The 24,197-nt window shown below is 47.1% G+C and carries 18 protein-coding genes; 5 read left to right on the top strand and 13 right to left on the bottom strand.

Going from position 1 to position 24,197, the window contains the following annotated elements:
- From BUB19_RS07845 to BUB19_RS07820, 6 genes are all read right to left on the bottom strand, one after another.
- Entirely contained in the window at positions 1-1,062 is a 1,062-nt protein-coding gene (locus BUB19_RS07845; RefSeq protein ID WP_073093976.1) for a FecCD family ABC transporter permease, read from the bottom strand.
- Positions 1,059-1,916 carry a heme/hemin ABC transporter substrate-binding protein gene (locus BUB19_RS07840; RefSeq protein WP_073093975.1) on the bottom strand — a complete coding sequence of 286 codons (858 nt, stop codon included), beginning with the start codon at positions 1,914-1,916 and terminating at the stop codon, positions 1,059-1,061. Before BUB19_RS07840 ends, BUB19_RS07845 begins: the two co-directional genes overlap by 4 nt.
- A gap of 372 nt (positions 1,917-2,288) precedes the next feature.
- The gene (gene arsB / locus BUB19_RS07835) at positions 2,289-3,326 is read right to left on the bottom strand and encodes an ACR3 family arsenite efflux transporter (RefSeq protein ID WP_073093974.1); all 1,038 of its coding nucleotides are present in this window, start codon (positions 3,324-3,326) and stop codon (positions 2,289-2,291) included.
- Positions 3,323-3,829, bottom strand: a complete 507-nt coding sequence (locus BUB19_RS07830) for an arsenate-mycothiol transferase ArsC (RefSeq protein WP_317041581.1) — start codon at positions 3,827-3,829, stop codon at positions 3,323-3,325. Before BUB19_RS07830 ends, arsB begins: the two co-directional genes overlap by 4 nt.
- Positions 3,830-3,993: 164 nt before the next feature.
- Entirely contained in the window at positions 3,994-4,872 is an 879-nt protein-coding gene (locus tag BUB19_RS07825) for an arsenite methyltransferase (protein WP_073094231.1), read from the bottom strand.
- 11 nt (positions 4,873-4,883) lie between these two features.
- The gene (locus tag BUB19_RS07820; protein ID WP_073093972.1) at positions 4,884-5,225 is read right to left on the bottom strand and encodes an ArsR/SmtB family transcription factor; all 342 of its coding nucleotides are present in this window, start codon (positions 5,223-5,225) and stop codon (positions 4,884-4,886) included.
- A 344-nt stretch (positions 5,226-5,569) separates the two neighbouring features.
- Between BUB19_RS07820 and BUB19_RS07815 the strand changes: the two genes are divergently transcribed.
- The 3 genes from BUB19_RS07815 to BUB19_RS07805 all read left to right on the top strand — a co-directional run bounded on the left by BUB19_RS07815 (position 5,570) and on the right by BUB19_RS07805 (position 8,430).
- Positions 5,570-6,487, top strand: a complete 918-nt coding sequence (locus tag BUB19_RS07815; RefSeq protein ID WP_073094230.1) for a dienelactone hydrolase family protein — start codon at positions 5,570-5,572, stop codon at positions 6,485-6,487.
- A gap of 25 nt (positions 6,488-6,512) precedes the next feature.
- Positions 6,513-7,772 carry a glucuronyl esterase domain-containing protein gene (locus BUB19_RS07810; protein ID WP_073094229.1) on the top strand — a complete coding sequence of 420 codons (1,260 nt, stop codon included), beginning with the start codon at positions 6,513-6,515 and terminating at the stop codon, positions 7,770-7,772.
- A gap of 226 nt (positions 7,773-7,998) precedes the next feature.
- Complete coding sequence (locus BUB19_RS07805; RefSeq protein ID WP_084097104.1) at positions 7,999-8,430, top strand: nuclear transport factor 2 family protein; 432 nt, start codon at positions 7,999-8,001, stop codon at positions 8,428-8,430.
- A 605-nt stretch (positions 8,431-9,035) separates the two neighbouring features.
- Here BUB19_RS07805 and BUB19_RS07800 read toward each other — a convergent pair.
- Positions 9,036-9,932, bottom strand: a complete 897-nt coding sequence (locus BUB19_RS07800) for an alpha/beta hydrolase (protein ID WP_245802801.1) — start codon at positions 9,930-9,932, stop codon at positions 9,036-9,038.
- Positions 9,933-10,826, bottom strand: a complete 894-nt coding sequence (locus tag BUB19_RS07795) for a glycoside hydrolase family 16 protein (protein ID WP_073093971.1) — start codon at positions 10,824-10,826, stop codon at positions 9,933-9,935.
- Positions 10,827-11,330: 504 nt separating this feature from the next.
- On the opposite strand from BUB19_RS07795, the gene BUB19_RS07790 reads away from it, so the two are divergent.
- Positions 11,331-12,503, top strand: coding sequence for a hypothetical protein (locus BUB19_RS07790; RefSeq protein ID WP_245802800.1), 1,173 nt, complete (start codon positions 11,331-11,333; stop codon positions 12,501-12,503).
- Between the two features lie 189 nt (positions 12,504-12,692).
- Entirely contained in the window at positions 12,693-13,901 is a 1,209-nt protein-coding gene (locus BUB19_RS07785; RefSeq protein WP_245802799.1) for a dipeptidase, read from the top strand.
- 224 nt (positions 13,902-14,125) lie between these two features.
- On the opposite strand, the gene BUB19_RS07780 is transcribed toward BUB19_RS07785, so the two are convergent.
- The 5 genes from BUB19_RS07780 to BUB19_RS07760 form a co-directional block, all read right to left on the bottom strand.
- Complete coding sequence (locus BUB19_RS07780; RefSeq protein ID WP_073094225.1) at positions 14,126-16,180, bottom strand: copper-translocating P-type ATPase; 2,055 nt, start codon at positions 16,178-16,180, stop codon at positions 14,126-14,128.
- Between the two features lie 60 nt (positions 16,181-16,240).
- On the bottom strand, positions 16,241-16,891 hold the full coding sequence (locus tag BUB19_RS07775) for a DUF3347 domain-containing protein (protein ID WP_143155955.1): 651 nt from the start codon (positions 16,889-16,891) through the stop codon (positions 16,241-16,243).
- Positions 16,892-17,033: 142 nt separating this feature from the next.
- Positions 17,034-18,818, bottom strand: coding sequence for an efflux RND transporter periplasmic adaptor subunit (locus BUB19_RS07770; protein ID WP_073093970.1), 1,785 nt, complete (start codon positions 18,816-18,818; stop codon positions 17,034-17,036).
- Positions 18,819-18,843: 25 nt separating this feature from the next.
- Positions 18,844-20,250: a TolC family protein gene (locus BUB19_RS07765; RefSeq protein ID WP_178371457.1), complete on the bottom strand. Its 1,407-nt coding sequence runs from the start codon at positions 20,248-20,250 to the stop codon at positions 18,844-18,846.
- A 34-nt stretch (positions 20,251-20,284) separates the two neighbouring features.
- On the bottom strand, positions 20,285-24,109 hold the full coding sequence (locus tag BUB19_RS07760) for an efflux RND transporter permease subunit (protein WP_073093969.1): 3,825 nt from the start codon (positions 24,107-24,109) through the stop codon (positions 20,285-20,287).
- Positions 24,110-24,197 lie beyond the last annotated feature (88 nt).

Genomic DNA, 24,197 nt, shown 5'->3' with positions numbered 1-24,197 from the left:
TCAGGTTCTTATTTTTTTCACGTTAATGATCAGCCAGATAAAAAAAGGCGATCCGATAATGGCCGTAATGATTCCGATGGGCATTTCTGCCGGCATGACCAAAGCTCTGGCCAACAGGTCGGCTCCGGTAAGCAGGCAGGCACCTAATAGAAAGGCGCCTGATAAAACCAACCGGTGATCAGCACCAAATGAAAGCCGGATTAGATGGGGGACGGTCAATCCCACAAATCCAATGGTACCGGTCATGGATACGCCCACGCCAACCACCAGAGCACTCATAAAAAGTACAATGTATTTTACCTTTTGCACATTCACCCCCATGTGGAAAGCCTCATTTTCCCCAAGCGCCAGTGCATTGAGATTGCGGTATTGAAGCATGATCCAACAAGCCGGAGCTAAAATCAGTAAAAATGCAATTTTAACCTTACTCCAATTGGCACCTCCCACATCTCCCAGGCTCCAGAAGCTAAAATTCCTTATGGCCGCTTCATCTGCATAGAATATGGCCAGACCTATCAAGGCACTTGAAAGGGCAGTCAGGGCAACCCCGGCAAGGATCAACAGGGAAATATCTGTTTTGCCTCCATAATTGGCCATTTTGTAAACCAACAGGACGTTGATCAAGCCACCAACAAATGCAAATAATGGAAGACTGAAGCTACCAAAAAGACCGGTAAACCAGGGAAAGGAGGCCCCAAAAACAATAAAAATCACAGCAAATAAGGCACCTCCGCTGCTCACCCCGATCAGTCCGGGTTCTACCAGGGGATTTCTGAAAAGGCCTTGCAGGGCCGCTCCGGATATACCAAGTCCTCCCCCCACCAACATAGCCAGCAAAACCCTGGGAAATCGTATTTGTAATAATACATTGGTTTCCTGAACAGTAAAACTTCCCGACACTATTCCCAGCTGCTGCAATAGAATGGAAATGGCGTTGGAGAAAGGAATCGAAAATGCCCCGACAGATAGGGAAAAAACAGCAAGCATCACCATCCCCAAACCCAAAATGGATAGTACCAGGTTTTGGTGTTGCATTTTCGAATAGAACAGGTTTTGGATCATGGTTCCTCGCGGTTTACACTTTTGGCCAACTCGAGGGCTGCCTTTCCTACTCTGGGGCCGAAACCTGAAAGATAGAGGCCATCAAAAGCCAGGATGCCATCCTGCTGAACGGCTCTGGTTTGTTCTATGCCCCGTATGTTTCTTACCCCTGCTTTGCCTCCCAGGGATTGGAGGCTTGATTCAAAAAAGAGCAGGTATTCAGGATCCATGGAGACCAGGGCTTCTGGGGTCAGGGGGATAAAATCCTTGAAGCCTTTTCCAACGGATGTTATGGCTGCCATTTGAAGGAGAGATTCCGCAAAAGTATCCTCACCCGCTACAAAAACGTTTTCCTGCCCCCGGGCCATGACAAAAGCCATTTTTGGCTGCTTTTTTAGTTTGGAGGTGTAAGTTTCCAATTCCTGGATATCCCGGTCTAATTTTGGGGCCATTGCTTTCCCTTTTTCCGGTACTTCCAAAAATTCAGCCAATGCTTCAATTAGCTTATAGGTACCGGTGAGATCTTTGGGTTTTTCAAATTCATGAATTTCCAATTCAGCAGCTTCCAATTGTGCCACCACATCAGCTGTAAGGTAGCCAGATTCCATTAAAAGGATGTCCGGTCCCAGGGCCAGAATGCCTTCTGCTTTGATCTGGTTTCGATAGCCTATGGAGGGCAATTCCTGCATAGCCGAAGGGTAGGTGGAAGTGATGTCTGTGGCGATAATGGATGCTCCAAAACCCAGTTCATAAACGATTTCCGTAATGGTTCCCCCGGCAGTGATTATCGTTTGGTTCTTTGTCTCCTTTTCCGTAGATGCGGTAGAACAGGCCATGGCGAGGAGTGAGAAGAGAATGAGGTAATAGCGTTTCATTTATTAAGATTGAATATAAATAGATATGCAAATATTAATCTATTTAGATTAAATCCAAATTAATAATAATTGAAAATTTCTATGGGTATTTGAATTTCATTTATGATTATTGCGGTAAAAAGCAGAACTTCATCTTTCCCAAAATATACATTTGGGGGAGGACCTGAAAAAATTTCAAAGTTCTAGAGAAAAAAATAGGGCAGGGGCTTACATTAAGAAAGCATGTTCACTCCGGTTTTAGGGATTTTCCCATAAAATACGCAAACCTGAAAGGTCTTTGTTGATTTTCAACGAGCTACAAACCCTGGGTAGGTAAAACCTTGCAGGTTTTTCTTCTTCTTATCCAGTTGAATTTTTTTAATCAGGTTATAACTAATATTTCTGCCTGTTGGCAAAGGCTACCAGGGAAAGCATCACCGGAACTTCTACGAGTACTCCCACCACACAAACAAGGGCTGCGGGGCTTTCCAGGCCAAATAGTGCAATGGCTACAGCCACCGATAATTCGAAAAAATTACTGGCTCCTATCATGGCAGCCGGCGCACAAACGGCATGGCTCAGCTTTATCTTTTTTCCAGAATACCAGGCAATAAAGAAAATAAAGTAGGTTTGGATCACCAATGGAATGGCAATGAAGAAAATGATCCAGGGGTTATCCAGGATATTTCCACCTTGAAAGGCAAACAGTAAAACCAGGGTCAATAGCAGGGCAAGGATACTAACAGGTTTGAATTTTGGCAAAAACCTTTCTGTAAACCAGCTTTCACCTTTTGCCCTGATCAAAGTCCGGCTGGTCAAATACCCGGCTAGCAGAGGAACTACCACATAAATAACTATACTGATGATCAGGGTTTCGTAGGGAATATACACGTCAGTAATCCCTAAGAGAAAGCCTACAATGGGGACGAAAGCCACCAATATGATCAGGTCATTGACAGATACCTGCATCAGCGTATAATTGGGGTCTCCATCGCTGAGATAAGACCAGACAAAGACCATGGCGGTACAGGGAGCGGCTCCCAGTAAAATGGCCCCGGCAATGTATTCTCCTGCCAATTCAGGCGAAATAAAGGCACTATAAATATTGGAAAAGAACAGCCAGGCGAAAAAAGTCATGGTAAAAGGCTTGATCAGCCAGTTGATCACCAGGGTGAGCACAATGCCTTTGGGTTTTTTTCCGATTTTCTTCAAACTGGAAAAATCAACCTGAAGCATCATGGGGTAGATCATCAGCCAGATCAGAATGGCAATGGGTATATTTACCTGATAGATCTCCAGGGAACTGAGAAAGGCCATGGCATCACCAGCAACAAAGCCAATACCTATGCCTCCCAGTATACACAGGGCCACCCAAAGGCTCAGGTACCTTTCAAAAAAAGCAATTTCTTTTTTTTCCGTTTTGGTGCTCATTCCAGCTTTATTTTAGAAAATACAAAACTCAATTCAGTAGCGATCTGTAGACTTCTCTCCAGGTACTTTTCAGCTTGATGTGGCGTATCGTCAAATGCCTTTGGATCATCATAGGTAATGGGGATGCGCTTTTCTGCTCCGGCAATAAAGGGACAACCTGCATCTGCCTGCGAACAACTCATGATAGCCGCAAAGTCCGATTTTGGATTAAAAGTATCGTCATAGGTTTTGGAGAAACCTATGACCGGAGGGGTATTTTCACCATACTTGATGCTGTACACCGGGTTATTGCCTTCTGAAAGGGTACTGATTTCAAAACCCTGATTTTTCAGGGTTTTAGCAGCCATGGGAAAGAGGGCTGTGGCTTCCGTACCCCCCGAGTAACAATTCACATTCGGTATGCCATATTTGGTTGCCAGTGTTTGTGCCCATACCTGAGACAAGTGACTACGGCGTGAGTTATGTGTGCATATAAAGTTGATTCTTAATGCCTTATTATGCATTACTTTATCCTGAATATAATCAACTAGGGATTGTAATAGCTTCTTTCTGTCGGCTGAAATAGAATGAAAATCCAAATTTTTTATGATGGTTTCTATTTCAGGAAATAATTCATTGCCGGCTACTGACATGGATGTAAGATGTATAGTTGGTGGTTGATCATGGTTTAGCAACATCCTGATGAATTGCCGGGAACACAAGTGCTGGTTTGGTCCCCGATTGCATTTGCAAGGGTTTTCAGGAGTTTGATGCCAGGTTTTTTGGCAAACACGGTGATACTGAATATGCCGGTTTCCCCGGATTTGAAATCGGCTTTTTGATCCGCATCCATGTACCGGTCCAATATGCTATCAGGCAGAGTAATTGGTTTTTCCTTTTGGATGGCAATATCTATAAACCCAGCCTCCTGAATGTAAGCGATATAGTTATTTTTTAGAATGGCACCTGACACGCATCCGGCATACATTTCAGCATCGGTCTTTAAAGCTTCGGGTAAATCTCCCACCAACACAATGTCGGAAATACTGAAATGTCCTCCAGGCTTAAGGGTACGGTAAATTTCTCCGATTACTTTTTGCTTGTCCGGTACTAAATTGAGCACACAGTTACTGACGATTACATCTGCTACATTATCTGAAACAGGCATGTCCTCGATATCTCCTTGCCGAAATTCCACATTATTATACCCCAGTTTTTCTGCATTGATACGGGCTTTCCGGATCATAGGGGCTGTAAAATCAATGCCAATCACCTTTCCTTGGGCTCCAGTTTCATGCCGGGCCACAAAGCAGTCATTACCCGCACCTGAACCCAGGTCTATAACGGTGTCTCCTTTTTGAATTTTGGCGAATTGAGTGGGTAATCCGCAACCCAGGCCCAGATCTGCGGCTGCATGATACCCTTCTACTTTGGCATAATCATCGGTCATCAGGTGATAAACCTCTTCTGTCCCGGCAGCACCGGAACAGCAAGAACCACTTTCCTGATGGGCGATTTCACTATATTTTTTCTGAATCAATTTCTTTAATCCTTCTGATGTGCTCATTTTTTTCTGATTTAACAAATTGGACCACAATTGGGATTAGGGGTAGGGTAACTTTCGAAAAGCGTATTGAAAATACCTTTGATTTCTTCCCATCTTACCGGATTGATGCAGTAACTCACCGAGACTCCTTCTATGGTGCCCTGTATGATACCACTGTTTTTAAGCTCTTTCAAGTGTTGGCTTATGGTGGCCTGGGCAAGGCCCAGTTCATCCACCAAATGTCCGTTGATGCAGGTATTGGACTTCAGCAGGTATTGAAGGATCGCAACCCTTGCCGGATGTGCCAATACTTTGGCTACTGCCGCCAGCTCGTTTTGGGTGGCACTGAACAAATCGCTTTTGGTTACGCCCATTATAAACCTTCTTTTCAATTATTAATACATTGCAATATTACGATTAATAAGTAAAAATAAAAATTTCTTGGCCTTTTCCAGAAATCAATTTATCGAATCATTGCAATAGGGTGTCCGTCAATTTTATGGAGGAAAGCTGGGTGTGTAATAAATCCTTTTACAAAAAATCGCAGTGAGCGAGGAAATCACAGGTGAGAAGTATATTTTTGGAAATAATTTGTATGTAATTTTCACCTGTTGTTCCATTAAAATGGTACCAAATGGAAAATGTAACATTATACCTTTTCGCTATACTGATTTTCTTTGCTCCTTTGCCCGAAGTATTTCCCCAAACCCAGAGTCCCATGAAAAAGACTGAAAATAAAGAGGTGCAAAGGAAAAAATTATACCAACTGTTGGGTAGGTTACCGGACAGGGAGCGTCCAATTACCGCAGAACTGATTTCCACGGAAGAAAAAGACGGAGTCATCATAGAGCAATTAATGCTGGATATCAATGGGCAGGAGTTGGTTCCCGCTTATTTTTCCAAACCCAAAAATGCAAGCGACCAACTGCCTGTGGTCCTTTTCAACCATTCTCACTTTGGACAGTATGAGGTAGGAAAAAATGAATTTGTGAAGGGAAGAAAAGAAATGCAATCACCTCCCTATGCCTTTGCCCTGGCCAAAGAAGGTTATGCCGGATTGTGCATTGATTCCTGGGGTTTTGGTGAAAGGTCGGGAAGGGCTGAATTGGATATTTTTAAAGAGATGATTTGGCAGGGACAGGTTCTTTTTGGGATGATGGTCTATGACAACTTGCGGGCCCTGGACTACCTGGTATCCAGGGATGATATTGATCAGGACCGAATCGCCACCATGGGCATGTCTATGGGTAGCACCATGGCCTGGTGGCTGGCTGCTTTGGATGAGCGAATCAAGGTCTGTGTGGACCTAAACTGCCTGACAGATTTTCACACCCTGATGGAGCAGGGAGATCTCTGGTTGCATGGCATTTATTATTATGTTCCCGACCTATTGAATCATTTTACCACTTCATCCATCAATGCCTTGATTTCCCCAAGGCCACATTTGGGTCTGGCAGGGGAGTTCGATCCGCTTACACACATGGAGGGACTTAAAATTATCGATAAAAATCTACAGAAGGTCTATGAAAAAGATGGTGCTCCTGATGCCTGGCAATTAAATATTTATCCAGTTGCCCATGAAGAAACAGCTGAGATGAGAAAGGATATCTTGCAGTTTTTGAGGGATTGGTTGTAAATTGGGAAAAATAAACCCAAATGACATGAGATCCATTTGCCTTTTACTATTAATTTTCCCCTCCCTTCTTTTTGCACAGGAATTCATACCCAATTACGATGAATCAAAAGTTCCTGATTATCAGTTGCCTGATCCTTTGGCCTTTGAAAACGGGGAAAAGGTAAACAGTCTGGCGGACTGGGAAAAAAAGCGTGTCGAAACTTTAAGGTATTTCGAAACAGAAGTATATGGCATTAGTCCGGCTTGGGATGGTGAAATGAAGACAGAAATTATTTCCGAGAAGCAAAATGCTGTTGGGGGAAAGGCCATCAGAAAAGAAGTGAAGCTTTCTCTGATCCGGCAGGGAAAACAAGTGGATATTTATGTGTTAATATACCTTCCCAAATCGAGTTCTCGGTCACCAGTATTTTTAGGACTTAACTTTTATGGTAACCATACTTTGTCCGAACACCAGGCCATCAGGGTTACCGATGCCTGGATCAGAAACAATGAAACCTATGGCTCCTCTGATAACAGGGCTTCAGAAAAAGGAAGGGGAAAGAGACGGGAGAATTGGGCAGTAGAAGAAGCCATCAACAGGGGTTATGGAATAGCAACCCTGTACTATGGAGAATTGGACCCTGATTTTGACGATGGTTTTGAAAACGGAGTACATGCACTTTACCAGGAAGAACGAAACGAAAATTCGTGGGGAGCCGTGGCTGCCTGGGCCTGGGGATTGTCCAGGGTGATGGACTACCTGGAGACCCTTAGGGAGGTAGATGGGGAAAAGGTGGCCGTATTGGGCCATAGCCGTCTGGGGAAAGCAGCCCTTTGGGCTGGAGCGATTGACACGCGCTTTGCCATGGTGATCTCAAACAACTCCGGATGCGGTGGTGCAGCATTATCCAGGCGGAGGTATGGAGAGACGGTAGGGAGGATCAACCGGGTCTTTCCGCATTGGTTTGCCGGAAAATTTGATCACTACAACGAAAATGAGGATGCTTTACCCGTAGATCAGCACCAACTGATAGCGCTGATGGCGCCACGTCCCGTATATATTGCCAGTGGGGTGGATGACCGATGGGCAGATCCGAAGGGAGAGTTCCTTAGTGGGCTATATTCCAATCCCGTATATCAATTATTTGGCAAAACCGGCATGCCGGTAAATGAGCAACCGGATGTAGACCAACCAGTGATGGGAGATATCGGGTACCATGTAAGGAGTGGGGGACATGGCATGCTGCCTTATGACATGCACCAATATTTTAATTTTGCAGACAAGCACTGGAAGGTACATCCCTGAAATAGCAACAAACTTCACAAGGCAGCCAGAGCAGTATGCCAAAACTTACAAAAGCACAAATTGCGTCTACCCAATAACTGTGTTTGGCAATAAAAAGTCATTTACGCAATTTTTATTTGTTAAAGCTTAATTTTCATAAGAAGTATTTATTGGAATAAGGAATAATTGTGCCTATCCCTATTTCCCTTAGGGAAAATTCCTATATTCGGATTAAAAACCTTGTACCATGAAAAAGTATTTTACCCTAGTTTTATTTGTTGGCCTGCTGGCAATTGCATGCACGCCGTCTTCGCCTGGTGGAGAAATCGATGAAAGCAGCACCCAGGAGGTTTTGGACCACCACTGGAAGACCTTTGTAGAAAACGATCTGGAAGGGGTCATGGAAGATTATACAGAAGAGTCCATTCTGATTACCCCAAACGGTACGTACAGGGGACTACAGGAGATCAGGGAGAACTTTGTCAATGCGTTCAAAGCCTTTCCAGCAGGGGAAGCCACACTGACGCTGACGGAAAGTCTGGCGGTTCAGGATGTTGGATACATCCTTTGGGAGGCCGATACACCAGCATTCAATCTTACCTACGCTACGGACACTTTTATTATTCGCAATGGCAAGATCATCCGGCAAACCTATGCTGGCGTGAGGGAAGATAAATAACTGTAGCTATAACTGTTGAGGTCTTTGCTACCTCGACGGTTTTTTCCGTGTACGTCAGCGAAAAGACCTTCGGGGTTGGGAAAACCCCAAAGGTCAATGTCTATAACGGTTGAGGTCTTTGGTACCTCGACGGTTTTTTCCATGTACGTTTGTTTACCGATATCCTATCAGAAATCCGCAATGTTGCAGGAGATGATTTTGAAGGAAACCGGCCAACTATTTTTCCTCGATCTCCCTTGCTTTTATTCAATGTTCCATCAAGTCCATTGAGGTGGTTTTTTCTTCCGGGCCCTGGGAGCCGGACCTTCATGGTTTGGAAAAAACAAAAGTGCACAGAATATTGAAGTTTTCTCGCCTGAATCAAAACTACCGTTGACTCCAATTTAGAGACTGATTATCAGTTATATGAATTATAGTTAACAATTCTGACTTTAAGTCATAAAGTTTAAATAGAAGTTTGATGTATTGACTCTGTTTTTAGCCAACGTTCAGGTTTATACATGGGCTGTTGCACCTCGATATAACCTGGAAGGCCTGTATCGCTATCGGGAACTAAATTTCGCCTGGTATTCAGATCAGCGTCGCAGAATCCTATCGGGTCGGTTTCAATCCAACTCTCTGGCTAAAAACTCCATTACTTTAGTCCGGATTTCATCGACATCGAACATGGGTCCGAAATGGGGGGCATCCTCCACAATGATCAGCTCAGTGGGAACGCCTTTAATTTTCAACCATGAATGAAGCAATCGCGAATGTGCAGCAGATACCAGCTCATCAGCCTCCCCGTGGATGATCAGAAATGGCGGATCCCCTTCATCTACATAAGTGACCGGGCTGGCTATTTTTGCCAGGTCCGGCCGATCCAGAGGGGCAGCACCTATCAGTAATCCTTCTGGTGACCTGGCGTCAGCAGCGCCCGGGAAGAGGGTGAGGTCGCTGGGTCCGTAAAAATCAATAACTGCACGCAATTCGAAATCCCTACTGGAACCAGGAATAGAAAAATTATGCACGGAATTGTTTTTGGAAAGCCCCACCATCGCTGCGAGGTGGCCTCCCGCTGAAAAGCCCATCAAAGCAAACCGGTCCCTGTCAAAGCCATATTGCGCGGCATGATCGTATAAGAACGAAATGGCGGCATTGCAGTCCTGTAATTGCGCCGGAAAAACTGCCTGGGTACTGTAACGGTAATCGATGGAGGCCAATGCATAGCCGCTACTGACAATTTCAGCGACCGTGTTTTTCATATAGCCCATGTCTGCATATTTATCATTGCTTAGCCAGCCGCCTCCATGAATGAAAATGACCAGGGGAACTTTCTCCTGAGTCCCGGCAGGCAGGTAAATATCCAGCAAGTGCTTTTTTAATGTATCGTTTTGATAAGGCAGGTCGCCATGCAGGATAGTGCCCTCGGGGAAAAGCCCCATGACTTTGTTGCTTTGCTGTGCTATTCCGGGTAGGAATAATAAAAGCGTAAGGACCAATAAGAATAAGTATTTCATCATCTACTGTTTAGAAGTATCTTCAAAAGGCTCATACGACATCCAATCCACCTCCAGTTCATAGGGGTGCAGCGGTTTTTCGGTAGAAAGCGGATTGGTATGCACCGACCAGTTGTCGGTATGCCAGAAATTCATTCTATATCGACTTCGGTGTTGGGGTATTCCCCTTTCAGTGCCCTGATAATCCCAGAGTGTTATTTTTTCTCCGCTTACCGGATGCAGCATCCACCAGCGTATGCGGTCCGGATACCAGTCGAATCCATACGTATAAAACTGTTTGGAGGCATCGAAGCCTTCCAGGGCGGGAATCTGCCCGGGCTGATTTTGCATTCCGGTAAGTGCTTCACGGATCTCATTGTGATCCTCCCGGTAAACTGTGCTATAGATGAGCCCTTCAGCCATATTGATGATTCTTCCAACTCTTTTGAGTTCTCCATTATGACCCGTCCAGGTGCCCACGTAGATAATACTCGGGTCTGCAAGTAGCCACTCAAAGTCAATTTCACTCAAGCCGGGAATGCTGTCCACATGATAAGTAAAATACCCTACTACTGCACCAACATTCGGTTGGATATCTTTTACTTCCGGGACCTTAAGTCTGGCCGAATAAGTACCAAAATGGGTAAATTTTCTGGAGATAATTTCTGGTCCGCGACCGGCACCGGCACTATCTGTGGGATCTATTTTGAAGGAAAGGATTTTGGTATTTTTTTCGGTAGGAGAACTCACTCCCAACTTGTATTTAAAATCCGTTTTGTTACCGGTAGAGCCATACCTGAAATACGCCGAAGTCGAATCTGAAAAATCTTCGGTAAAAGGATCGTGGTACTTGCCGGTTTGGGAAATGGTCACCAAAGGAATAAGAAACAATATGGCCAGTAAAATGGATGGTTTCATGGGATAATGGTATGTAGTTAGGAACAAATTTAATAAAATGTATGGAATGTGTTACCTTCAAAGATGGGGGCCATTGTCCGGCGTACCTGTTGATGGTGAGACATACCTTCAAATTTGGATTAATAGGAAAATTTTCCTGAAAATGACCCTATAATTCCACAGGATTAACTAAGGTTCCCAACCTTACTGATAAAGGACTAACAATCTGTAAAACAATTAATAGGAAGGATAACCTTGTTTATTAAATGCGTAAATTTGTATTGATTGGTGAGGGTGCCTGGTTAATTTTACCAAACGCAAATTAAAAATTATGGCCAAAAAACAATCCGAAAATACTGCTAACACAGAACATTTATCCGCATTAACTAATTTTTCGCAAACAAACAGGGCCCTGACCCGGCGTGAGATGCTGGGAATAACCGGAATGGTAGGTTTGGCGACTTTGACCGGTATCACCTCCGGGACTGTTGCGCAGACAGTAGAAAAACCCCCCCTATCGCCGTTTTGGTCAGCTATTGGGGGGCTACCCGATCGCATGCAGATTGGATTGTTACCAAGCTGATAGACGGGTATTGGTGGCAGGGTGCATATACTCCTTCCAGAGTGGATGTTGCCGCTATATACATGCATCAGCATGAGGAAAGTGTACTGGGCCAGAAAGTTGCAAAAGCGAAAGGCATTCCGGTCTTTAAAACAGTAAGGGAGGCCGTTACGCTAGGAGGGAATGAACTTGCGGTGGACGGTGTGGTCATCGTGGGAGAACACGGGGACTATCCAAAGGATTTGAAGGGACATTGGCTTTTGCCGCGCTGGCAAATCTACAACCAGGTAATGCAGGTTTTCGAGCAGAGTAAAAGGTCAGTACCCGTCTTTAATGACAAACACCTCTCTTACAATTGGGATGAGTCCAAATGGATGTTTGACAAATCCCGTGAGCTCAACTTTCCGTTGACCGGAGGTTCCTCCATACCCGTCTACTACCGAAAACCGGAGAAAGAACTCGACAACGATACACCCATAAAGCATTCAATTGTACTTGGAGGAGCAGGGGACGAAGGTGGGATTTTCCATTGTATTGACGTACTTCAGGCCTTTGTAGAGCGTCGAAAGGGTGGGGAGACCGGAGTCAGGTCGGTGCAATCCATCAGGGGGCCTGAAACCTGGAACTGGGTAGAACGCAATCCCTGGGCCACCAAGCTTATTGAATCAGTGGCCAAAAAATTTGAACTACCGTCAGGACATTTCCAGCAAAATGAGCAGGCAAATATATGTTTGGTGGAATATAATGATGGAACAAATGCGGCTGTAATATCGGGTCGGGGTGTCGGTTGGACCTACGCCGGAGAAATCGAAGGGCAGCATGAGCCGACGATTATTTCTATGCTGGGCTGGGCCGGCCCTTTCGATCAGTACCACGCTTCAAACGCCCAACCCCACTGGATCACAGAGATGATGGTGACCAAATCGGAACCCTTTCATGCAGAGAGGTTGCTCTTGTCAAGTGGGATTACAAACCATTATATGGAATCAAACTGGGATAACGGCGTTTACACGGCCGTCGGACGACCAATAGAGACACCCTACATGAACATGACCTATCGCCCTACTCGCGGAGCACAGTTTAACAAAGGGGAACGGCCGCCAAGTCGTCCTTATATCCGGGGTTTTGACTCTTAGGCTTCAGTCTTGAATGTGAGGGAGACTCATGTACACCGGTGCGAACCGATAATTAGAGTTAACGAATTAAGCGGTTATTTTGGTGGGAGAGCCAATAGGCACGAAGAAAGGAGACCCAAATTCCGATAAATGAATTTAAAATGAAAGAATATGCGAATTAAACGCAGAGACCTTATTAAGCGCTTAACAATGTTGCCATTAGCAGGTAGTGTTTTTCCATTAGAATCCCTGTTATCCGCCCCTGTGGCAGTAGACAATCATTCTTTGTTCCTACAGGATGATCAGATGCCTGAACTGCATCGAAAAGCACTGGTGATGGATGGACATACACATGTCATGACCAGAGAGCTACTGATGGGAACCGATATCGGTCAGCGCTATAAAGATGGAACCGTCGATCTCCCAAGGGCCAAGGAAGGTGGAGTGGATGCGATGTTTTTTACCGTATATACCCCTGAACATTATTATCCCGGCAGGTTCGAAACCAAAAACACTTTTCGGGTGGTGAATCTGGCGCTGGACCAGATTGAGAAAAACAACGCGGTAATCGAGCTGGCCCTCACCGCTTCTGATATAGAACGCATCAGTAAGAAAGGAAAAATTGCGGCTTTTCTGGATTTGGAAGGCCCTTTTGACCTGGACGGTGATATCAACCTGCTCCGGGCACTTTATCGGTTAGGCCTTCGGTCCATGCAGCTCACGGCCCACAATACCACCAATGCCTTTATTGATACCTGCAACGATGTGAGTCGTTGGGGGGGGATTAACGGGCTTGGAAAGGAGATCATTGCCGAAATGAATCGACTTGGCATGGTCATTAATGTTGCCCATGCTTCCAACGACGCTATCCTGCAATCCGTAGAGGCAAGTAAAGCCCCTGTAATCTACAGTCACGGAGGCTTTTACGGCATCGTACCTCATCCGCGCTGTATTACCGACGAAGCGGCAAAAGCTCTGGCGGAAAAAGGGGGAGTTATCGGAATTCACTTTGGCAGCCTGTTTAACAACCCAAAATACTTTGAATGGCAGACAGACACCAAGGAGACCACGCCGGCCTCCGTTCATAGCGCTGAATTGAATACCATAGGAGAAGTGGACGAGGAACTGCGGACAGAGGTTCCTCTGAATTTTACCGGGGAGATTCCCGATGAGTATTGGATGCACGTGGATCAGCTAGCTAAAGTGATTGATTATGGTGTAAATTTAGTGGGGGAGGACCATATTGCGATAGGCTCCGATTTAGATGGGGGGCCTGAGCTGCCGCGCGAAATCAAAGACATCAGCGATTTTCCCCAAATTACCATGGCGATGCAACGGGTGGGCTACAGCGAAAAGCGAATCAAAAAGATCCTTGGTTTAAACTGGCTGCGTGTGATCCGGGAGGTAACGGGGAGATAAGTAGATTTGATTCATCTTGCTGGAATATCATTCATTGGCGTGTCCGGGGAAACTTCTTTGGCCATAATAAGGGAAGATTGAGGGCTTCCCATCATTTGAAACGTTTAAAATGCTTCTCCCAACGCTGCCTTCGGTTACCCTGCCCACAACGGATTTAATTAATACCTTCAACTCCGACTGCCTGAGCAAATGGCCGTTGATCAATTTCCAGATCATTCGGCTTCCTACTGTTTGATCTGCCCTTTCAGTAGCTGCGCATTGATCGCTACGATAATGGTGCTCAAACTCATAAATACAGCACCAATGGCGGGACTGATTACCAGGCCGGGAATAAAACCCGTGGCCAGGGGGAGTGCAACGGCGTTGTAGCCGGTAGCCCATACCAGATTCTGGATCATCTTCTTATAAGTAGCCCTCCCAAAGAGGACCAGGTTCGCAATGTCCTTCGGATTGCTATTCACCAGGACAATATCGGCTGTCTCCGCCGCGATATCGGTACCGGAACCCACCGCGATTCCTACGTTGGCTTGTGCCAGGGCAGGGGCGTCGTTTACGCCATCACCAGTCATGGCTACAAAATGCCCTTCCTGCTGCAGTTTTTCGATGATCTCTACCTTCTCATGGGGACGGACTTCGCTGTAGTAACCGTCCAGTCCAAGTTTTTCACTTACGGCTTTAGCGGTTTTTTCATTATCGCCGGTGGCCATGAAAAGCTTCATGCCTTTTTCTCTGAGGGTATCAATCGCATTGGCGCTTTCTTCCCGTATCTTGTCAGATAAAGCAATAAAACCAACCAGTTTATCTCCCTGCAGTACGTAGACAATGGTTTCGGCGGCATCAGACCCGGCCTTTTCAGGGATGCTGATGTCGTTTTCCTTCAGGTATCCCGGGCTCACGACTTTCCATGTTTTACCGTCTACTTTTCCCTGTATTCCCGTGGCGGTCAATGACTCAAAGTCTTCTGTTTTTTTCAGACTCAATTCCTTTTCTTTCGCTGCTTTTACGATGCCTAGTGCGATAGGATGCTCCGATTGTTGTTCCAGTGACGCCGCTCCTGTCAGCATTTCCTCTTTTGAGAGCGCGTCCGATAGGCTCTCTATTCGGGAAACCCCAAAATTTCCTTCCGTTAATGTTCCGGTTTTGTCAAACACCAAAGCCGTGATCTTGCGGGCATTTTCAAAAGCCGTACGATTTCTGATCAGCAGGCCGTTTCCGGCTGATACCGCGGTGGAAATGGCTACCACGAGTGGAATGGCCAGGCCCAGCGCATGGGGACAAGAAATGACCATGACCGTGACCATGCGTTCCAGCGCAAAATCCCACGGCCTGCCCATGCTCAGCCATACGATCAATGTGGCTGTACCGGCGCCAATGGCAATGAAGGTAAGCCAGCGCGCCGCAACATTGGCCAGGTTTTGGGTTTTGGATTTGGCTTTCTGGGCTTCCTCTACCAGCCCGATCACTTTGTTCAGGTAACTCTCTTTTCCTGTTTTCACTACCTTTACCCGAATGGATTGGTTGCCATTTACCGAACCGCCGATTACTTCGTCGTTTTTCGACTTCTTTACAGGTTTGCTTTCACCAGTAAGCATGCTTTCATCGAGGTAACTTTCACCCTCTACCACATGGCCATCTGCGGGTATTTTTTCATTGGCCTTGATGAGGATGATGTCGTCTTTTTTCAACTCGTCTACCCTTACTTCCCGCACATCATCCCCCTCGACCAGGTGTGCTTCGGCAGGCATCATCTGTACGAGCAACTCCAATGCCCGTGAAGCTCCCATCACCGATTTCATTTCTATCCAGTGTCCCAGTAGCATGACCACGATCAAAGTGGCAAGTTCCCAGTAAAAATCCATTCCATCCAGACCAAAAACAACGGCCGTGCTGTACACATAAGCTACAGTGATCGCTACTCCGATCAGTGTCATCATGCCGGGATTTTTATCCTTAAGTTCATCCCAAAGTCCCTTCAGAAATGGCCATCCTCCATAAAAAAAGATAACCGAGGAAAGCGCAAACAAGACATATTGATCTCCGGTGAAAGTCCATTCAAACCCCAGCCACTGCTGGATCATTTGGGAAAGTACCAAAACCGGAAGGGTCAGTGCCAGAGAAATCCAGAATCGCTTTTTGAAATCTTCTATCATCATGGCATGGTGATTATGGTGGCCATGCCCTCCATGACCGTGGTTTGACTTCCCTGCCTGTGGCCCGGAAGCGTGTTCACTATGATGCCCATGGTGTTGTTCGTGTTTGTCGTGATGATGCTTTTCCATGATTTTAATATTTTTGTGATTGTCTGTATTGAAAGGGAATGAAACCAAAATAGCCAAAAATCAACCCAAATAGCAATGATGTTTCAAACCCGCAAACGTATTATAGGTACTGCATCTCTGCCTGACTTCGGAAAGTCTGGATTTATGTATGCACTGAAATAAAACTCCCAGACAAGATCCTTTGGGAGTAGACACAATCAATTGATCGTCTCTTTCACCGTACCGCATTTCAGCATTTTGTCGCCAAAGTAGGGATTGCGGACTTCTTTTTCGTTGGATAACCAGTAACCTCCTGTGTTGCCATTGGCCATCGGGCAATATTCCAGGTAAAGTTCTCCCCGAACTCATTTCAGCACCTTTCACCAAGACGGCCATTTCATTGCTCAGGCCTGTGAATGCCTTGCGTTGTCGCTCGAGTGTGGTTGCTTGCGCTACCTTTTTTGCTTCCGCCAGCGCATTTTCCGCCTTTTGTACATCGTTAAGTGCATTGCTGAGTACACCCGCACCTTTCCTGGCTTCTTGTTGATTGGAAGCCACCAGTGCATCTTTCAAAGCGAGATAGTGACTATAGGCCGTTCCCAATGCTTTGTTTTTGAACAAGGGTTCGTCATGTTCTGTGTTTGTTTTCGTTTCATGCGCGGAATGGTCGTGTTGCGCAGTTGCTCCCCAGCTGAATAAAGCCAGGCTCACTAAGATCATTGTTCTTTTCATAATTGTTTGGTTTAAAATGGTAAAGAATCAGGCCCAAACCAATTATCCGTAGTATCATGTTCTGACGGATAAACCGGATTAGCCGTTTTTTAAACTGTGGGAGACGGTTTGACTCCCGTAGTGCAGGGCTTATTTCTTTCCTTTAATGATTATGTCCTCCTGCAGAGGCCTGTTGGACAGATTCACCTTCTTCAAATACTTTTTGTCCTTTCCGATAGACTTCCTTTACCTCTCCACAAGACAGCATGGCATGCCCAAAATAGGGATTGCGGATTTCCTCAGATTCGCTCAGCCAGAAAGCTCCTTTGTTGTCAAAAGCCATGGGACAGAAATCCTTGTATACCTTGTCTTTTTCCAAGCCGAATGATTCGGTTAGTTCCAGCATCTGTTCCGAAAGCATAGAAAAATGCCGGCGCAGGGTTTCCAGATCATTGGCTTCCTTCATCATGTCAATGGCTTCCGTTAATTGCTCCTTCAAGTCCATCCATTGGTCATGTGCTTTCCCTCTCAGATTTTTCATTTCCACCTGGGATATCGCAGTTTCCACTTCATTTAAGGCTGCAACTGCACGCTGATCATCGTCATTTACCAGTGCATTTTTTACCAGGAAGTAGGCCTCCGCAACTGCGGTGATCTGCTGCCGAAATGCCTGAGGGACATCCATGGTCTTTGCCTCAGGGCGCATCAACATGCTGTAGTTGCCGGAAAGCTGCGCAGCAGCATCAACGGCAAATACACCGTTTGTGACGATTTCCTCTCCTGCTTCCAGGCCGGCCTCTACCAGCCACATTTCGCCCATGCGCGGGCCAATAGTGATCTCACGCATTTCATAGCTGGGGTATTCCGTATCGGGCACCTTAACATAAACGATAGATCGCTTGCCAGACCAAAGCAAGGCTGTACGGGGGATGGCCAGCGTGTTCTGCTCGCGATTTAAGGTAGTGTGGACACGGGCATTGACAAACATCTCAGGACGAAGTTTTCCAGAGCGGTTGGCAGTCGCAGCACGAACGGAAGCGGCACGGGTATTGGCATTGATCACTGGATCAATATAGCTGACCCGCGAGCTAAAAGTCTCAGCGGGTATGCCGGCTGCCGTAAAGCTGATCTCATCGCCCAGCTCAACCAGGGGAAGATCGGATTCATAGGCATCCAACATGATCCATACCCGACTGAGGTCCACCACATCAAACAAGACCGATCCTGTATTCACATAGTCTCCTACAGCAATGTTACGTTGTGTCACTACTCCAGCCTTATCTGCCAGTACGTCAAACTGGTCCTGCACTTTTTCGGAGTTTTCAAGCGTCTCAATCTGCGCTTCACTCAGTTTCCACAAGCGCAGTTTTTCTTTGGCAGCCTTATAAAGTTCCGGATAGGTGGATTGGGTTGAGGCTGCCTCCAGAAGTTCCCTTTGCGCCCTTACCAATTCCGGGGAGTAAATGGTAGCCAGCCGCTCTCCCTGCCGGACCTTCTGCCCGGTAAAGTTGATATGAAGCTGCTCTATCCGTCCGGGAAACTTGGCTGTAACAGATGCCAGTTGGCGCTCATCTACCTGTACTTTTCCGGTCAGTAACAACTCGCCCTCCGGGGATACACGACTGACCCTCGATGTATGGATATTGGCCATAGCCACTGCCTCTGGAGTCATTTCATGTATCAGCGGGTCGCTCTCTGCCGTGGAACGGCGGCTGGATGCAGGGATAAGATCCATCCCACAAATGGGACACTGTCCGGGTTCTGATTGCCGGATCTGAGGATGCATGGAACAGGTCCAAACCCCATTTTCCGCTGCTTCATGATTATGAAGCATCTCGGTTTCATTTTTGCTTTCAGCCGGCTTAATCAGCCAGCTTATAGTGCCCCCAAGCAACAGTGCTAAAAGCACGATCAGGAGGACGTTTTTATTTTTAAGTAATTCTTTCATCGCTTTACGCTTTTTTGCTCATCGGTTAATTCAATTCTGTAGCCGCCAGATTTTCCAGCCCGGCAATAGTTATGTGCTGATCTATTATTGAAGTGATCAATTTCAGTTGATAATCCAGCAACTGCTGTTGTACCGCCAGCACATCTTCGAAATCCCTTCCATCGGTGGCATAACTTGTCATCAAAAGACTCAGGGTTTGTCTGGCCAAATCGGTTTGCTCGCTGTACAGCTTTGTCCTCCTCCTGGCATCTTCCAAATCCCGCAATGCAGCATACCATTGGGTGGTGAGCTGATTGACGGTATTTTCCTTGCGTTGCTGAACGGCCAATTGTTTTAACTCCGCTTCCTTTTGTAGCGCATTGTATTTTTTGCGGTAGATGGGAATAGTAAGCTTTACCATGGGCATCACCATATCATTGCCAGCCATGTTCATGCCATTGTCCGGACGGGGAGTAAAGGGCATATAGTTTACCCCGGCCCCCAGCATTGGCCTGCCTTCCAGCAGTGACATCTTTTTCTGAACCTCATAGACTTGTTCCTCGGCATCCAGCATTTTCAGCATGGGATTGTTCTGCGTAATGCTGTCAAGCAAAACCTGGCGTTCCCAGGAGACCAGCGATGCGCTCAGCGAATCAGCAATATTGATTTGCTCATTGGGATCCCGGTTAAGCCACAGATTAAATTCGGCTTTTATCGGTTGCCGGGAGTCTTCGAGCAAAGCGAGCGTATTTTCCAATTCCTTGATTTGAATTCTTACCCTGAGCACATCAGTCATACCGGATCCGCCACCGCTCATTGAGGCGGACGTACCCATGGAAGACCCGGTTTTTGAGCCGGTTTTTCCGGAAGTACTGCTGGACACACCTGCGCTCATCCCGCCCATTGAAGCTGTAGATGGGACAGGGGAATTGCTGCTCATGCTTGAGGCTTCAGGCCGAGTTGAACTGCCGGACGCAGGACCTGCTTGAGTACCCGAAGTCTGAAAACGAATAAGAGCGAGGCGTTCATATTGCCGGAGAATATCCAAGTTCTCTTTCGTAATGCGGATTTCCTCTTCCAGCTTATAAAGCTGGTACCAGCTACTTTTCACCTGATAATACAAGCGGTATTTGGCCTCCTGAAACAGTTCATAGCGTGCCAGTGCCATCTTGCCAGCTTCATCCTTTTGGGTTTTTAATATGCCAAACCAAGGGAACATCTGCATCAGTTGGATATCCGCCTGCTGATTGCCCATAAACCGCTCCATGGGCTGAATGAAGAAGCCCATGCTCAGTTCCGGATCAGGCAACGCCCCGGCCTGCGGCACTTTTTCCAAAGCGGCCAGATAATCGTTGAAGTAAGCCTTTAGCTCCGGGTTGTTTTCTGCCGCTACCTTCAGGTATTCCTCCAGGCTTTGGGAGAAACCTGCGGATCGAAGACCTAGACACAACATGAATAGGATTGCTATTTTTTTCATCATCCTTCTTTTATGATTCTGTAAAAACTTCCGGATTGCGTTTGAATTTGCGCTCCGCCCACCAGCAATAGAGGACCGGGACGAGCAGCACGGTAATGACCTCTATAATCATGCCTCCAAATGAGGGAATGGCCATAGGTATCATGATGTCGGATCCCCGCCCGGAAGAAGTGAGTACCGGTAAGAGTGCCAGCAGGGTGGTGGCAGTGGTCATCATGGCCGGAAGTACCCGTTTCTTACCTGCCTCCAGTACCGCCTCGCGCACCTCCGTCACATTTTCTGGTTCCCGTTTCTCAAAGCTTTGCTTGAGGTACGTGGCCACTACTACGCCATCATCGGTAGCTATGCCAAACAGGGCAATAAAACCTACCCAAACGGCTACACTGAGGTTGTAGGTTTTCATCTGAAAGAGGTCTCTCATAGAGGTCCCAAAAACAGAGAAATCCATAAACCATCCCTGTCCATAGAGCCAAAGCATCAAAAAACCTCCTGCAAAAGCCATGGTGATACCTGTGAATACGAACAGGGTGGTGGACACGGCCCTGAATTGGAAATAAAGGATCATGAAGATGGCGATCAGACAGAGCGGTACTACTATGGCCAGGCGTTTCTCAGCCCTGACCTGATTTTCGTAACTTCCGGAAAATTCATACCGAACCCCGGCAGGTACCACCAGTTCGCCGGCATCAATTTTTGACCGCAGGTACTGCTGTGCCTCCTCCACCACGGTCACTTCAGCGAAGCCCTCTTTTCTATCGAGCAGGACATAACCCACCAAAAAGCTATTCTCCCCCCGTATCATTTGAGGGCCGGGCCGATAGCTGATGTTGGCCAATTGCCCCAGGGGAATGTAGTTGCCCAGCGGTGTAGGCACCTGCATATTTTCTATGGCCGATGGATCATCCCGGTATTCTCTGGCGTAGCGTACGCGAATGGGGAAGCGCTCTCGGCCCTCCACGGTAGTGCTCAGCTTCACGCCACCGACGGCCGTTTCCACGTAGTCCTGCACATCCTGAATATTAAGCCCATATCGGCTGATCTGATCCCTGTCTATATCGATTTCGAGGTAAGGCTTACCCACTATCCGATCCGCAAAAACAGCTTCCTCCTTGACAGAAGGGACTTCTTTAAGGTATTTCTCCAGTTGCAGTCCGAAATCTTCTATGGTTTTCAGGTCAGGACCGTAGACCTTGATCCCCATGGGAGCCCGCATACCGGTCTGCAACATCACCAGCCTGGTTTCTATAGGTTGTAGCTTCGGCGAGGAGGTTACCCCGGGGATATTGATCACAGCCACAATTTCCTCCCAGATATCATCCGGGGTTTTAATGTGATTCCGCCACTGACGGAAATATTCCCCGTTTTCGTCTGGTATAAGCTGACTGAAATCAATTTGCCCGGGTGACATGGTTCCAGGGTCATATATATCCCCGTTCTGAAGGGCAAATTGACCCTTATCGTTTACCTGAAACCGAAGTTTGTTGCCATTGATGTCAGAGGCATACTCGCTCTTGTAGTTGATGGTGTTTTCGAACATGGACATAGGGGCCGGATCAATGGCCGTTTCGGCACGTCCCGCCTTACCAACTACCATTTCCACTTCCGGAATGGCCGTTACCATCATGTCCAGTTGCTGCAATATTTCCCGGTTTTCGGCTACACCTGAGTGTGGCATGGAGGTAGGCATCAGCAGAAACGATCCTTCACTGAGCGAAGGCATGAATTCTTCGCCCAATCCAGGGAACACCGCTGTCATGGATTTCCAGCCGTCTGTTTCCCTTAGGTTCCATCCCAGCTTTTCCGTGCTGGCCGGGAGGAAGCCAAATATCCGGTCAAAGCCCAGCCAGACATTGGCGCCGGTCAGGATGATCACTACAGGAGCTAGCAGAAACAATCCTTTGTTTTCCAGACACCACATCAGGATCCTGGAATAGAAGCGAAGAAACAGGGCAAACGTACCCAGTACCATTCCCAATATGACCGCGATGAAAAGGAAATTGACCAGCAGGCTGTTCGAAACCCCCAGTGGCACCCATTCGGTGGCCAGCAGCCAGGCCACTGCTATCAGGGTAAAGCCAATGCGTAACAGGTCCTGCCGGTGTTGGAGCTTGTCCGGAAAATAGTGGAGTAGCAGATTGATCGTACCAAAGCCTGCGAGTACCCAGCCAGCCCATGACCAAACCGTAAAGGCAATGACCGCTCCGGCTATCAGCAGCAGGAAATTGAGATACAGGCCGGTTTTGCCCTTTCCTTTTTTCATAGAGAAGATCCAATGCGCAAAAGCCGGCATGATGATCAATGTAAAAATCAATGCGGATACCAGGGCAAAGGTTTTGGTATAGGCCAGCGGGCCAAAGAGCTTTCCTTCTGCCGCCTGCAGGGTGAACACGGGAAGAAAACTGACAATGGTGGTGCTCACGGCGGTGAGTATGGCTGTTCCTACTTCCGTAGTGGCCTCGTATACTGTTTTTAATTTCGACTGGCCTTTCGGGGCAATTTCCAGATGCCGGAGTATGTTTTCGTTCAGGATTATGCCCAGATCCACCATCGTACCGATAGCAATAGCAATTCCTGACAGGGCCACAATATTGGCATCCACCCCAAAGTACTTCATAAAAATGAAACACATGAGCACTGCCAGGGGCAGCAGGGCCGAAATCAGCACAGAGGCCCGCAGGTTGTACACCATCACAATAATGACGATGATGGTAATCAGGATCTGGAGACTGATGGCTTCATAAAGCGTGCCCAGTGTTTCGTAGATCAGTCCTGTACGGTCATAAAAAGGGACGATGGTTACTTTAGAGACTGTGCCGTCTTCCAGGGTCTTGGAGGGAAGGCCACCTGCTATCTTGTCAATTTCTGCTTTTACCGCATTGATGACTTTCAGGGGATTGTCTCCGTACCGCGCAATCACCACCCCCCCCACAGCCTCAGCGCCGGATTTGTCCAGGATGCCGCCCATATTGCGTGGTTGGGGACCGATGTTTATCATCGCCACGTCCTGCAGCCGGATAGGGACGTTATCCGAAACCTTCACCACCGCCTTGTCCAGGTCGGCCAATTCCTCCACATAGCCCAATCCTCTTACAAAGTATTCGACCCGGTTTACTTCAATGGTGTTTGCGCCGACGTCGATATTGCTGTTTTTTACGGCCTGCATCACGTCCATTAGCGTAATACCGTGGGCTTTCAGGGCGGCCGGATCCACATCTACCTGATATTCTTTCACATAGCCACCTGCAGAAGCCACTTCTGCCACCCCCTCGACAGCCGTGAGTGAGTAGCGAATATAGTAATCCTGTATGGTGCGCAGCTCGTGCAGGTCCCAGCCTCCTGTAGGATTGCCTTCCTTGTCACGCCCCTCCAACGTGTACCAATAGACCTGACCCAGTGCGGTGGCATCCGGGCCGAGTTTGGGCTGTACCTCCGCTGGCAACAAGCCTGCGGGAAGTGAATTGAGTTTTTCCAGTACCCTGGAACGGCTCCAGTAAAACTCAATGTCTTCATTGAAGATGATATAAATGCTGGAAAAGCCGAAAGCCGAACTGCTCCGCACGCTTTTCACGCCGGGCAGGCCGAGCAATGCGGTGGTGAGTGGATAGGTGATCTGATCCTCTACGTCCTCTGGCGAACGACCCATCCATTCTGTAAAGACAATCTGCTGGTTTTCCCCGATGTCCGGGATGGCGTCTACCGGGACCGGGTCACGTGGCAGCAGGTCCACGTTCCAGTTAAAGGGGGCAGTAACGATGCCCCAGGCTACAATGAGTAATAATACGAGAACTGTAACGAGTTTATTCCCGAGAAAAAACCTGATGATGGCATTGAGCATATTTCATCCAATTTGAAATTAAACTGATGTTGTGATAGGTCCATGGGAAAGCATGGCCCGGAGCGCAGCGGTAAAGACTGCAACCTGA

It is taken from the genome of Cyclobacterium lianum, assembly GCF_900143075.1.
Classification (GTDB): domain Bacteria; phylum Bacteroidota; class Bacteroidia; order Cytophagales; family Cyclobacteriaceae; genus Cyclobacterium; species Cyclobacterium lianum.
This window is presented reverse-complemented; position numbering and strand designations above follow the sequence as displayed.